The sequence below is a fragment of the Seohaeicola sp. genome, from assembly GCF_048006315.1.
Classification (GTDB): domain Bacteria; phylum Pseudomonadota; class Alphaproteobacteria; order Rhodobacterales; family Rhodobacteraceae; genus Seohaeicola.
The window spans coordinates 3,302,078-3,314,804 of the sequence record NZ_CP180350.1 but is presented as its reverse complement, the minus strand read 5'-3'; the positions used below and the strand labels follow the sequence as shown (position 1 = coordinate 3,314,804).

The window sequence follows — 12,727 nt, the reverse complement described above, 5'->3', positions numbered from 1 at the left end:
CCTGTTTACTCACCCAAGGATGGGTTTAGCCGAAGACCGATTGACAGGCTGTTAACAGGGACAATTGACAGGATTACGCATCAACCGGAGGGCGCACCAACCGGCAATGCCCGCATCAGCCGGGCGTTCCGCCTTCGCCCAGATCCCAGAAGAGCCCCGCCATAAGCCGCAGCGCATCCCGGCAGACCGGTTTGAGCACATGTTCATCCGGCGCATGCTGCGAACATCCGCGATAGGAATGCGGCACCCACACGGTGGGCAGGCCAAGGATGTCGCTGAAACAGTCGTTTGGCAGTGACCCGGCGAGGTTCGGCAGGACATGGGGCGCCTGCCCCGCGCTGCGTGTCAGGCTATCGGCCACGAAGGTGACCCAAGGATGATCGGGCGCAAGCCGCGTCGCGGCGAAGAAGCCACGGTCATGCGGCACAATCCGAACCTTGTCGAACCCTTGCGCATCCAGATGCCGGCGCAATGCCGGCAGGATATCCTCGGGATCGGTTCCCACCACGTAGCGCAGCTGACAGGTCGCGCGGGCATGGGCTGAAATCGCGTTGACCGGCGCCTCGGGCACACCGCTTTTCATGGCAAGAACCGCAAAGCTGTTCCAGCCATAGGCGCGTTCCACCGGGGTCAGGCTGTCCTCGCCCCAATCGGTGTCGATGGCCGGTCCATCGGTCCCGTCGATGGGCAGGCCATCCAGCGCGGCCCGCACGGCGGGGGTCAGGCTGTCGGGACGCCATGCGGGGATGCGGATCTGGCCGCGCGCGTCGGTGATCGTGGACAGGGCCTGCGCGAGGATCATCGCGGGATCGGCCAGAAGGCCGCCCCAGTTGCCCGAATGATGCGCCCCGTCCCGCAGATCGACGACCAGATCGAAGGTCACGCCGCCACGCGAGCCCATGAACATCGTGGGCACATCAGGCTGAAGACGCGGCCCGTCCGAGGCGATCAGGACATCGGCCTTGAGCATGTCGCGATGCGCGGCGAAAAACGCCGCAAGCCCCGGCGAGCCTGTCTCCTCGCTCATTTCGATCACGACCTTGACGTTGAAGCCCAAGCTGCCGCGCGCAGCCAGAACGGCCTCGAGCGCAGCGAAATTGATCAGGTGCTGGCTTTTGTTGTCGGCCGTGCCGCGGCCATAGAGGCGATCCCCCTCTTCGACCAGCCGGAAGGGATGCAGCCCCGCGCGCCACTGGTCGGTCTGGGCGCGGATCACATCGCCATGGCCATAGGTCAGGATCGTGGGAAGCCCTGCCCCCTCGTGCCGCTCTGCCGTCAGAAGCGGACCACCCTGCGGTTCGGGGTTGTCATGGAGCCGGCAGACAAACCCCATCGCCGTCAGCCGTGGCACCATCGCCTCGGACAGGTAGCGGGTCAGCGCGGCGGCCTGATCGGGGTTCTGGCTTTCGGTCTCATGGGCGACTAGCCCCGCCAGGTCGGACTGGAAACGACCGCTCTGAAAATATTCGGTGACATTGGCAATGGCGGCATCACGGCTCATGAATGGTCGTTTCCTCTTTTGTGTCAGGCGTCTGCGCCCCGATCGCCACGGCGTTGCGTTCCCGCGCAACGCGGGGATGGCGCAAGCCGCGTCACCCGGCCAAGGCATGTCCGGCAAAGTAAACCATGGCCTGCCGCCCTTCGCCATGGCGATTTGCACCAGGACACCTTTCGGGGTGCCGGACGCATGGCCCAGACCACGGGGGCCACGGGGGTCGCGCAAAAGGTCATGAATGGCTATGCTTGTGGCGGGCGGCCCGGCCCTGTCCCCGCCTGCATGCAGCCGGGCTTGCACCTTGCCCAAGCCGCACATGACCAGACCAGAGGAGACCTTGCATGGCGATCCTGCCCCTCACACCCCCGCGCATGGCCGGTCTTCTCTACCTGCTGATCATCATCTGCGGACTCTGGGCCGAAGGTTACGTGCGCGGCACCCTGGTCCTGCCCGCCGATGCCGAAGCGACGGCCCGCAACCTTGTCCAATCCGAAGCATTGTTCCGGATGGGGCTGCTGGCCGATACGATCATGGCCCTTGCCGATGTCGCGGTGGGCGTGCTGCTGTTCGGCTTGCTCGCCCCCCTGGGCCAGGGGCTGGCACTGGCGGCGCTGGCGATGCGGCTGGTGCAGGCGGCGATCATCGCCAGCGCGCTGCCCGGCCTGCACAGCGCCCTGGGCTTGGCCCGGTCGGACCCGGCCCGCGCCCTTGCGGCCATTCAGAACCATGGTTTCAGCTATGACATGGGGCTGGTCTTCTTCGGGGTCTGCTGCCTGTTGACGGGCGCGCTTCTGATGCGTGCCGGGGCCCGGATCCTGGCGGTTGCGATCATCCTGGCGGGCCTTGTCTACCTGACGGGCAGCGGGCTGCGCATCGCGGCACCGGCGGCGGTTGCAGCGTTCCAGCCGGCCTATCTGATCTGTATCCTTGCCGAACTCGGCTTCGCGCTCTGGCTGCTGCTGGGCCGCAAACCGCAGGAGCTGGCGGCGCGGGTCACGCCTTAGGCTGGTGCCCGTGGACGAACCACCCACACGCATGGGACAAGCGCCATCATGGCGGCCATCCCGGAAAGCGGATCGCCGTGACCTCGGCCAGGAAGAAGGGGAAATAGTCATCGGTGTCGAACATGTTGCCCGCCTCGACCCGGAAAGGCAGCCGGTAGCCCTGCACCTCGCGAAAATCGGAGAGATACCCGCCAAAGGGTTGCAGGCGATACCGGCTGTCGGGATTGGCGTCGCTCCAGCGCTGGAAACGGACCTCGACGGGGCGGCCGTCGGGACCCAGAATGACATCGACCGCCTGCTCCAGCCCGTCATGCCGGACCGTCACGCGCGCGGTCCGGTCATCGATGGCGGTCCAGTTCACGCCGGGGCCCGGCAGCAGCGCGGCGGGTGTCCAGAACACGGCTTCGGCCACGTAGCGGCCAAAGGCCGCGCGGCGGTGATCCGGGTCCCCGCCAAGCCGTGCCACGGGGAGCACACCGAAGATGCGGAACCTTGTCCATGATCCGGTGTCAGAGCCGGACAGGGGAAGCCCGGACAGGGTGCGCATCGACCAGACGAACCCTTGGGGCGCTGCCAGGATCTGTTGCGCCAGCATGGTTTGAAAGGCCGGTGCATCCCTGTCGCCAAGACTGAACTTGCCGCCCATGTCGATCGCAGCCACGGGCAGCAGCGGTGTTCCGGGCCGGATGACATAGGCGAAAAAGCGGCGCGCCGGATCGGGCAGTTGCGCCACCATCCCCGGGCTGAAAAGTGCGGGCCGGGTCGGTTGCAGGCCCGCAAGCCGGTTCCATTCCGCGCGGTCGTCCCGGTGATCCAGCAGGCGCAGCGCGCCAAGGCCGGTGCCCGCAAGGATCAGCAGAAGCAGGGCTATGCCGAGAATGGGTTTCATGCGCCATCGGGTTGCAGTGGACCCGCCCCAGAGATCACGGCAGGGCGCGCCCGGCCATGACGTGGATCAAGGCGCGGCATTACCCCTGCCGCGCCTCTACACGGCCCAGCCTATTCGGCAGCAATCGGCGGGCGGGTTTCCGCAGGGATCGGGCAGGCATAGGGGAAGGCCGCAAGGTGATCCTGATGCGCCTTCTTCGCCGCAGCCCGCAGACGGTCATCCAGAAGTGCCGCCCGTGCCGTGGCCGCCATCACCTTGGCCGCATGGACCATGCCCTTGTGGGCAAAGGGCGCCTTGCCCTGCGCGGTCTGCTGCCATGTGTGCAGCGGCGTGCCCATCGCGGCGGTCGCCACCCGCGCCTGCACCGTGGGCACGGCCCAGCTGACATCGCCCACATCTGTCGAACCCATCCCCCCCGCAAAGGGGCGGTCCAGCGGGGCGATGAAATCGCACAGCGCCAGATCGTAATCGGGCTTCATGCTCAGGCGTTGGAACACATCCGCGATATCCTCGGGCGTGAGTGTCGCGCGGATCTCGCGGGCAAAGGCCAGATCGCTTTCATCGAAGGGCACCGGGCCAAGACTGTCGAAGGCGGCCTGCATCGCCTCTTCCAGGGGGCGGTTGCCCACAAGGTTCGACACGGCCGAAAACACTTGCGAGGCGACCTTGGTCCCCGACATCAGCGCGGCGCCATCGGCGATCGCGCGCACGCGGGCCACCAGATCGGCCAGCCCCTTGAGGTCGCGCGCGCGGATCAGTTGGCGCACCGTCGCCTTGGCCTGCACCACGTTGGGCGCAGAGCCACCCACATCCAGATAGGCATAATGCACACGCGCATCATCCGGCATGTGCTCGCGCATGTAATTGACGCCGATGTTCATCAATTCGACCGCATCCAGCGCCGAACGCCCCAGTTCCGGCGCCGCGGCGGCATGGGCCGCCTTGCCGGTGAAGGTGAAATCGATCCGCGTGTTGGCCAGCGACCGCGCATCGTCGACACCGTTGAAACTGGCCGGATGCCAGGTGATCGCCAGATCGACATCGTCAAACAACCCGTCGCGCACCATGTAGGTCTTGGCCGCCCCCCTCTTCGGCGGGACAGCCATAGTAGCGCACGCGCCCCGCGATGCCTTCGGCGGCCAACCAGTCCTTGATCGCCGTGGCCGCCAGCATCGCGGCGGACCCCAGCAGGTTGTGCCCGCAGCCATGCCCGAAACCCGAAGGATCGATCATCCTGGGTTCGGCCAGGCCGGGCTGCTGGCTGAGACCGGGAAGCGCGTCATATTCCCCGAGGATCGCGATCACCGGCCCGCCCTGCCCCGCCTCGCCGAGAACAGCAGTGGGAATTCCCGCCACGCCTTGCGTGACCCGGAAACCTTCGGCCTGCAGCATGGCCGTGTGTTCGGCGCAGGACCGGACCTCTGTATAGGCGATTTCCGGCATGTCGAACACGCGATCGGCCAATCCGATGAAGGCGTCACGCTTGGCATCCACATGGGACCAGATCGGGTTCTCGTTCGTCTTGGCCATTCTCAGATCCTTCAAATCAGGGCGCTGTCCGACATGCCGGAACGCTAGTTGGCGCGCCTGTGCATCTCAAGCCTCGATCCAACGGACGGCGCAGGTTTATTCATTTACAAAAAAGAACGTTAGATAAAAAACTATATATTTTATATTCTTCACAAACTGCTGCAAAAGCCGGGCACACCCTTTCAGGAGACCGCCCACATGGACCCGATCATCGCTATCGCCACAACCATCCTGACCCAGATCCAGCAACCCACCCTCGCCTTCCTGATCGGGGGCATGGTGCTGGCCGCACTTGGCAGCCGCCTTGAAGTGCCCGAGCCTGCCTACAAGCTGATCGTTCTGCTGCTGCTGATGAAGGTCGGGCTGGGCGCGGGCATCGCGGTACGCGAGGCCGATCTGGTGTCGCTGGCGGTTCCGGCCATCGGAGCGGCGCTGGCGGGGATCGTGATCGTGCTGCTGGGGCGGATGGTCCTGCTGCGGCAATCGCAGGTATCCGAGATGGATGGCATGGCGACCGCTGGTCTGTTCGGGGCTGTCTCGGCCTCGACCCTGGCGGCGGGGATGGCGATGCTGGACGGGGCCGGCATGGCCTATGAGGGTTTCATCGGCGCGCTTTACCCGTTCATGGATATCGCCGCACTGCTGACTGCGATCCTGCTGGCCCGGATGAGCGCGGAACGCAAGTCCGCCCGTTCGGTCATGCCGCAAGGCGGTGCGGCGACAGTGACCATGGGGCAGACCGGCGGCGCGGGGCATGGCGAGATCGTGCGCGAGATCCTCGTCGATACGCTGAAAAGCCCCGCGATCTCGGCGCTGCTGCTGGGGTTGGGGCTGGGGCTTCTGGCGCGGCCAGATGCGGTCTATGCCAGCTTTTACGAGCCGCTGTTCCGGGGGCTGCTGTCGCTGCTCATGCTGGTGATGGGCATGGAGGCATGGTCACGGCTGGCGGATCTGCGCAAGGTCGCCCATGTCTATGTGCTCTACGGTCTGGCGGCCCCCCTTGTGCATGGCCTGATCGGCTTCGGCATCGGTTTGATCGCGCATCACCTGACCGGCTTTTCTGCCGGGGGCGTGGTGCTGCTGGCGGTCATGGCCTCGTCGAGTTCCGACATCTCGGGGCCGCCGACCCTGCGCGCCGCCCTGCCCGAGGCCAATCCATCGGCCTATGTCGGCACATCCACCGGGCTGGGCACGCCGGTTGCGATCCTGTCGATCCCGCTGTGGATCGCGCTGGCGGAGGCCTTGATCGGCGCATGACAACCGGCAAGACCACCGATCCGCAAAGCCGCGCCGGCAGCCTGCCGGCGCGTGTCGCCTTGGGCACGATGCACGGCAAAGAGCGCGCGCTTGCGCCGGCCTTTGACCGATTGTCGGTCAGGCTGATCGTGCCCGACGGGCTGAACACGGACAGCTTCGGCACCTTCAGCGCCGAGACACCCCGCGCCGGCAGCATGGAAGACGCGGCAAGGGCCAAGATCGCGGCCGCGCTGGCCGTGACGGGATTGCCCGTGGGACTGGCCAGCGAAGGCGCCTACGGCCCCCATCCCGCGGTGCCTTTCATGGCGGCGGGCCTTGAGATCCTGATGTGGCGCGACGCGGACCAAGGCCATGAGATCATCGAACGTCTGGGCGATGACCGGCCCGCTTATGACCGGGCAGAGGTTGCCGACATGGATCAGGCGGCCCCCCTGCTGACGCGCATGGGCTTTCCAGAAACCGCATTGATCGTATCCCCTGCGGGGGATGTGCGCGGGCCCGTCGCCAAGGGTTTGACCGGGTTGTCCGAACTTGCCGCCGCCATCGTCGCGGCCTGCAAAGCCAGCCCTGTCGGCAAGGCCGTGCTGCAGACCGACATGCGCGCCCATATGAACCCGCGCCGCATGTCGATGATCGCAAGGCTGGGCCTGCGGCTGGCAGAGAGGCTGGCCTGCCGCTGCGACGGCTGTGGTGCGCCGGGCTGGGGGCGGCTGGGCACGGTGCCGGGCCTGCCCTGCAGCTGGTGCGGCGGCCCGAGCCTGCTGATCGCGCATGAGGTGCATGGCTGCACGGCCTGCGGCACAACCCGCCCCGTGCCCCGACCCGACGGCAAGACCATGGCAGATCCGGGCGAATGCCCTGCGTGCAACCCGTGACGGAAGGACCAGCCCGGTCAGGCGCTGCGCCCCACTTAGGCGGGTTGCAGGAAATCCGTGACGATCGTCTGGAACAGGGCGGATTTTTCCAGATGCGCGGCATGGGCCGTGCCCGGGATGACCGCAAGCTGGCTGTCGGGCAGGCCACGCCACAGCGCCTCGACCTGGGGCCAGCGATAGGATTGATCGCCATCGCCCCACAGCACCAGCGCGGGCATCGACAATCCCGCAAGCGCTGCGCGCCCGTCCCAGCGGCTCATGGCCTCAAGCCCGGCTTGCGCGGCACTTTCGCTGGCCTGCGCGCCAAGGCTGGCCACCAGCTCGAACCCCGGCGCGGCAGATCCGTCGCGGAACCATGTCGATCCGATGCGGCGGATCGTGCGGGCGACGCCATCCTCGGCCAGCCTTTTGCGCGACACGTCCAGCGGCTCGAACCGGTCGGGCATCAGCCCCAGCGGCCCGGTGCCGTAAAGGATCAGCCTGTCGATCCGGGCAGCATGGCGCGCGGCGAATTCCTGCACGATCATACCGCCCATGGAATGACCCAGAAGGTGGAAGCGGGTCAGCCCCAGTTCGTCCACCAGACCCGCCATATGGGCGGCGAAGCCGTCGATCCGGTCGATGCAGCCCGCCCTGGCCGCATCGCCATAGCCCGGCAGATCAAGGGCGATCACGTCGAACCGGTCCGACAGGCGCGCGAATTCATGCTGCCATTGCGCCGCCCCCCCAAGGTAGCCATGCACCAGGACCAGCGCGGGTCCCGCACCGGCACGGCGATAGGTCGAACCGTCCGCGCGCGTCACTTCATCTGTTCGGGCAGCCACAGGGCGGTCTCCGGGAAAAGGATCAGAACGAAGATCAGGACGACAAGGGCCGCGATGAAGGGGAGACAGCCGGTGATGACCTGCCCGATCGACACCTGCCCCCGGCTGATGCCCTGAATCACGTAGAGGTTCAGCCCCACGGGCGGCGTCAGCACCGCGATCTCCATCGTGATGGTGTAGACGACACCGAACCAGATCAGGTCAAACCCGGCCGCCGCCATCAGCGGAAAGATCGTGGGCAGCGTGATGAAGGTCATCGACACAGGTTCAAGGAACATCCCCAGCACGATGTAGAAGATCAGCACGATGGTCAGAACGACATAGGGCGACAGATCGAAGCCAAGGAAGAACTGCGTGAATTCGTAAGGGACCCTGTAGTAGGTCAGCACGAAGCCGAACAGCGTCCCCGCCGACAGCAGCAGGCCCAGATAGCCCATGGTCCGCATCGTCGCGAGCAGCGCATCGTAAAAACCCGCCCAGCGCAGACCACCCACGCCGAACGCCAGGATCACCGTCAGCAGGGCCGCGACGGCCGCGGCCTCGGTCGGCGTGGCGATGCCCGCGTAGATCGCGACCGTGATCACCAGGCCGATCAGGGCGATGGGGCCCACGGTGGCGGCGATCTGGAACAGGCCCATGCGCACCGCCTGTTCCTGTGCGGGGATGTCATCGGGGCGCATCACGCCCCAGATCATCACCACCACGCAGAACAGCGTCACGAGGATCAGGCCGGGAATGACGCCCGCTATGAACAGATCACCGATGCTCTGGTCCGTGACGATCCCGTAGAACAGCAGGATCAGGCTGGGCGGCAGCAGCACCGACAGGGTGCCACCCGCGGCCAGCACGCCCGAGGACAGTTCCTTGCCATAGCCCAGTCGCAGCATTTCCGGCAGCGCCACGCCGCCGATCGTCAGCGATCCCACCATCGAGGACCCGCAGACCGCGCCGAAACCGGCGCAGGCCCCGATCGAGCCATAGGCGGCGGACCCGCGCAGCCGAAAGCCCTGATGCAGGAACTGGTAGAGATTGGGGCCGATATTGGACTTGCCGATCAATTCGCCCAGGAAGACGAACAGCGGCACCGCCAGCAGGATATAATCGATCCAGACGCCCCAGAGCTTTAGCTGCGAAGATACGAGCGATGTCTCGAAGCTCTGGATCTGCCAGAGGAACGGCAACGAGGCTGCCGCCAGCGCGAATGGAATGGGCAGGCCGATACCGATCAGCAGCATCAGCAGCCCCAGAAGGCCAAGACCAACCTCATACCATTCCATGGCTCAGACCTCCTGCGCCGGGGTGCGGATCAGCCGCGTCAGCAGCAGCGCCGCGTAAAGCGAAAAGACGATGAGCGAGGTGGCCCCGGGTGCCCAGAACATCCAGCGCGGCCACAGAAGGATCTCGGAAGAGGCGCCCGAGTTGAACGCGCTTTGCGTGGCCCGGATGCCTGCCAGCGAAAAGAACAGCCCCACCCCCGTCATCAGCGACAGGTTCAGGATGCCGACCAGCTTGCGCCCCATGGGCGGCAAACGGTCCGTCAGCATGGTGACCTTGGGATAGGCATCTTCGCGCATGGCATAGGCAAGGCCCGCAAAGGCCACGGGAAACAGCAGAAGTGCTGTCGCCTCGGTCACCATCCGGTCCGGCGCGTTCAGCGCATAGCGCGTGAAGACACCGTAGCTGATCCAGACCATCTGGATCAGGACGATCAGCGCGCCGCCGGCCGCCAGCCAGACGACAAGCCGTTCCACCACCGCGATCAGGCGGTCCAGTCCCGTTTGCATGTCACGTTTCCTTGCCAGTCATGCCCCCGCCCGGCACGGGGCCGGGCGGAAGACATCGCGATGATGATCAGGGCGCGTTGTCGGCGAAAAGCGACAGAACCGAGCCCGCCAGTTCCGCACCGCAAGCGGCCTGCACCGTCTCGTTCCACTTGCCCTGCACGCTGTTGATCAGCTCCATCCGCTTGTCCTCGCTGATGGCGACAGCGGCGCCGCCGCCCTTCATCACGGCATTGCCGACGCGCTGATCGACCCAATCCTCGTAGCGGGGCTTCAGCCATTCCTCGGTCTCGCGCGCGGCGGCGGTGACGGCGGCCTGCTGATCGGGGGTCAGGCTGTCGAACTTGGACTTGTTCATCATGTACTGGATGTTGCCATAGAAGAGGCTGGCGTTGACCATATAGGGCATCACGCTCCAGAGCTGCCAGCTGGAATAGGTGGCAACACCCATGTTGATCCCGTCGACCACGCCACGCTCGGCGGACTGGAACACTTCCTTGGGGGCCACGAAGACCGGCGCGCCGCCCCAGGTCTCGATCATCATGCTGACCAGCGGCCCGATGGACCGCACCTGCTTGCCCTGAAGATCGCCCAGATCGGCGATGGGCTCTTCGAACCACCATTCCTGATCGTAGGAATAGTTCGAGTTGAACAGCGGCACGAGGCCCACATTCGCCGCCTCGTCGCGGATCAGCTCGGCATAGGCAGCGTCCATGGCGACCTGGTTTTCAAGGTCGATGGCCGCAGGATAAAGCGAGGTGACACGGTAGCAGGGCAGGCGTTCATCGGCAGGGATCCAGCTGATGTCGGACACGCCGCCCTGCAGCGCGTCGACACCTTCGGACCAGCCGTGCAGGGTGGCAGAGGGGAAGATCTGCACCTCGACGCTGCCGCCGGTCTTTTCGGCGACCAGATTGGCGAAATGCACGAAGCCTTCATAGCGGATATCGGATTCGTTCACATAGGTGGACAGGCGGATGGTGGTGTCGGCAGCCTGCGCCGCGACAGAGGCCGCCGCGACCAGGCCAGCGGCCGGAAGAACGGTTTTCCAGGAAAAAGTCATTTCATACTCCTTGTCGTTGGGATCGCGAGGCCGCTTGTCCGGCCTTCTTGGACGTTTGTGTCAGGGTCCCGGATGATTCGGCGCAAGGCCACGGCTGGGGACACCCGAATGCTAAGCCCGCGGGCTTGGATCAGGCCAATTCAAATGAAACATCAAACTATTCCGATCTTGCATGACAAATCACGCCTGCCTAGCATGGCCGCGCAAGGGGGGCGTCATGGACATCAACTGGCTTGCCGATTTCGTCTGCCTGGGGCGAACGCTGAATTTCACCCGCGCCGCGGAAGAACGAAACATCACCCAATCCGCCTTCAGCCGGCGCATCCGGTCGCTGGAAAACTGGATCGGGGTGCCACTGATCGACCGGGCCACATACCCGGTGCAACTGTCCGAGGCGGGGCGCCAGTTCCTGCCCATCGCCCAGCAGACCATGGCGCAGCTGACCGATACGCGTCAGGCGATCCGCGAGGCCGAGCGCGGCAATGCCTCGTTCCAGCGGTTTGCCGCGCTGCACGCCATCTCGGTCAACTATCTGCAACCCCGGCTGGCGGAATTCGAAACCCGCTATCCGGAATTGCGCACCCGCGTGCTGTCGGACACGCTGACCGCCTGTTGCCAGTTGCTGACCGAAGGGGCCTGCGAATTCCTGCTGTACTACCGGCATCAGGACGTGGCCCCGATCCTTGACGAGACCCGGTTCGTGCGAAAGGACATCTGCACCGAGCGGCTGATCCCCGTGGCGCTGCACGATGCCGCGGCACGGCACGGCTGGCGGCTGCTGGGCGATGGGGACATTGCGGTGCCCTACCTCAGCTATGATCCCAATACATTCCTTGGCACCGTGGTCGACCGCACCATCGGCAATCGCGGCACGGCCCTGTCGATCCGCTACATGGATGCGCTGGCCGAAGCCCTCAAGCGGCGCACGCTGGCGGGGGCCGGTGTGGCATGGCTGCCGGAATTCTCGATCCGCGACGAGCTGGCCAATGGCACGCTTGTGCGCATGGGTGGCGACCGATGGACGGCGAACCTGACGATCTCGCTGTTCTGTTCGACAGAAAGGCTGGACGACATGGGCCGCATGATCTGGGATGCGTTCTAAACCCCTGCCCCGCGCCGTTCCGCCGCCATCACCAGCGCCTCCCAGGCTTGCAGCGTGCCGGCGTCGCCCCCGTCGGCCAGGCGGATCAGCCGGACATCCAGCGCGTGATCGGGACCTGCATCCAGAGGCCGGACCAGCCGGCCCGCATCCAGATCCGCCTTGACCAGCGACAAGGGCAGCCAGGCGATCCCGATCCCGTTCAGCGCATAGTGATAGGCGGCCAGCGTCAAGGCCGTCTCGGCGCGGCGGGTGATGCTGCGCCCCGGCGGCAGGTCTGTCCACAGATGCCGTTCGACCAGTTCGCCCAGGAACACCTCGGGCGGATAGCTGATCACGGGCAGGTCATCGCCCAGCGCGGCCGCGACCTCGGGCAGGCAGACCGGGGTCAGCGTCTCGCGGCCGATGCGCCGCGCGATCAGGCCTGGCGGTTCCAGCGTATCGGCAGGATCGGGATAGTCATAGGTCACCACCAGATCGGCCGCGCCCGAGATCAGTTGCAGCAGGCATTCGTCACGGTTGCCCGACCGCACCCGGACCGAGGACCATCCCAATTCGGTCAACCGCTGCACCAGCCCAGGCGAGATCGTGGCCGTGATCGCATGCTGGCAGGCCAGCGTCACGATGCGCCCCTCGCCACGGGCCGCAGCGCGCAGGGCGCGCCGCAAGTCGCGCGTGTCCTGGCCCAGGCGGCGCAACGCGCCTTCCTGGCTCCGCAGGGCGGGCAGAAGCACGACAGGCTTGCGCCGCCGGTCGAACAGTGGCGTGCCCAATCCATCCTCGATCGCGCGGATACGGCGGGTGAAAGCCGATTGCGTGATGTTGCGCTGCTCAGCCGCGCGGGCGAATGACCCGGCATCGAGCACGGCAAGGATGTCTTCGAGCCAATCGTGATGCATGACGAACTGAT

At 65.9% G+C, this 12,727-nt stretch carries 13 protein-coding genes; 4 read left to right on the top strand and 9 right to left on the bottom strand.

Annotated elements, in window-relative coordinates; all coding sequences use genetic code 11:
• Positions 1–115: 115 nt before the first annotated feature.
• Complete coding sequence (locus tag ACMUJL_RS16480; RefSeq protein WP_375572374.1) at positions 116–1,501, bottom strand: M20 family metallopeptidase; 1,386 nt, start codon at positions 1,499–1,501, stop codon at positions 116–118.
• Positions 1,502–1,836: 335 nt separating this feature from the next.
• Here ACMUJL_RS16480 and ACMUJL_RS16475 point away from each other — a divergent pair, with 335 nt between their 5' ends.
• Positions 1,837–2,499 (top strand): DUF4386 domain-containing protein, encoded by a 663-nt coding sequence (locus tag ACMUJL_RS16475; protein WP_068292193.1) that lies wholly within the window; start codon positions 1,837–1,839, stop codon positions 2,497–2,499.
• A 46-nt stretch (positions 2,500–2,545) separates the two neighbouring features.
• On the opposite strand, the gene ACMUJL_RS16470 is transcribed toward ACMUJL_RS16475, so the two are convergent.
• The 3 genes from ACMUJL_RS16470 to ACMUJL_RS16460 form a co-directional block, all read right to left on the bottom strand.
• Complete coding sequence (locus ACMUJL_RS16470) at positions 2,546–3,388, bottom strand: DUF6544 family protein (RefSeq protein ID WP_375572376.1); 843 nt, start codon at positions 3,386–3,388, stop codon at positions 2,546–2,548.
• 110 nt (positions 3,389–3,498) lie between these two features.
• Complete coding sequence (locus tag ACMUJL_RS16465) at positions 3,499–4,494, bottom strand: hypothetical protein (protein ID WP_375572378.1); 996 nt, start codon at positions 4,492–4,494, stop codon at positions 3,499–3,501.
• Entirely contained in the window at positions 4,433–4,918 is a 486-nt protein-coding gene (locus tag ACMUJL_RS16460) for a M20/M25/M40 family metallo-hydrolase (RefSeq protein ID WP_375572380.1), read from the bottom strand. The genes ACMUJL_RS16465 and ACMUJL_RS16460 overlap by 62 nt, the downstream gene beginning before the upstream one ends.
• 198 nt (positions 4,919–5,116) lie before the next feature.
• Between ACMUJL_RS16460 and ACMUJL_RS16455 the strand changes: the two genes are divergently transcribed.
• Together ACMUJL_RS16455 and ACMUJL_RS16450 are read left to right on the top strand one after the other, a co-directional pair.
• On the top strand, positions 5,117–6,175 hold the full coding sequence (locus ACMUJL_RS16455) for a sodium-dependent bicarbonate transport family permease (RefSeq protein WP_375572382.1): 1,059 nt from the start codon (positions 5,117–5,119) through the stop codon (positions 6,173–6,175).
• Positions 6,172–7,050 (top strand): DUF6671 family protein, encoded by an 879-nt coding sequence (locus ACMUJL_RS16450; protein WP_375572384.1) that lies wholly within the window; start codon positions 6,172–6,174, stop codon positions 7,048–7,050. The genes ACMUJL_RS16455 and ACMUJL_RS16450 overlap by 4 nt, the downstream gene beginning before the upstream one ends.
• Before the next feature lie 35 nt (positions 7,051–7,085).
• On the opposite strand, the gene ACMUJL_RS16445 is transcribed toward ACMUJL_RS16450, so the two are convergent.
• The 4 genes from ACMUJL_RS16445 to dctP all read right to left on the bottom strand — a co-directional run bounded on the left by ACMUJL_RS16445 (position 7,086) and on the right by dctP (position 10,718).
• Positions 7,086–7,874, bottom strand: coding sequence for an alpha/beta fold hydrolase (locus tag ACMUJL_RS16445; RefSeq protein WP_416914352.1), 789 nt, complete (start codon positions 7,872–7,874; stop codon positions 7,086–7,088).
• Positions 7,850–9,151 carry a TRAP transporter large permease gene (locus tag ACMUJL_RS16440; RefSeq protein WP_068292200.1) on the bottom strand — a complete coding sequence of 434 codons (1,302 nt, stop codon included), beginning with the start codon at positions 9,149–9,151 and terminating at the stop codon, positions 7,850–7,852. The genes ACMUJL_RS16445 and ACMUJL_RS16440 overlap by 25 nt, the downstream gene beginning before the upstream one ends.
• A 3-nt stretch (positions 9,152–9,154) precedes the next feature.
• The gene (locus tag ACMUJL_RS16435) at positions 9,155–9,658 is read right to left on the bottom strand and encodes a TRAP transporter small permease (protein ID WP_375572388.1); all 504 of its coding nucleotides are present in this window, start codon (positions 9,656–9,658) and stop codon (positions 9,155–9,157) included.
• Positions 9,659–9,725: 67 nt separating this feature from the next.
• Positions 9,726–10,718, bottom strand: coding sequence for a TRAP transporter substrate-binding protein DctP (dctP, locus tag ACMUJL_RS16430; protein WP_068292205.1), 993 nt, complete (start codon positions 10,716–10,718; stop codon positions 9,726–9,728).
• A 217-nt stretch (positions 10,719–10,935) separates the two neighbouring features.
• On the opposite strand from dctP, the gene ACMUJL_RS16425 reads away from it, so the two are divergent.
• On the top strand, positions 10,936–11,820 hold the full coding sequence (locus tag ACMUJL_RS16425; RefSeq protein ID WP_375572394.1) for a LysR family transcriptional regulator: 885 nt from the start codon (positions 10,936–10,938) through the stop codon (positions 11,818–11,820).
• Here ACMUJL_RS16425 and ACMUJL_RS16420 read toward each other — a convergent pair.
• Positions 11,817–12,716 carry a LysR family transcriptional regulator gene (locus ACMUJL_RS16420; protein ID WP_375572396.1) on the bottom strand — a complete coding sequence of 300 codons (900 nt, stop codon included), beginning with the start codon at positions 12,714–12,716 and terminating at the stop codon, positions 11,817–11,819. The genes ACMUJL_RS16425 and ACMUJL_RS16420 overlap by 4 nt on opposite strands.
• Positions 12,717–12,727: the final 11 nt, after the last annotated feature.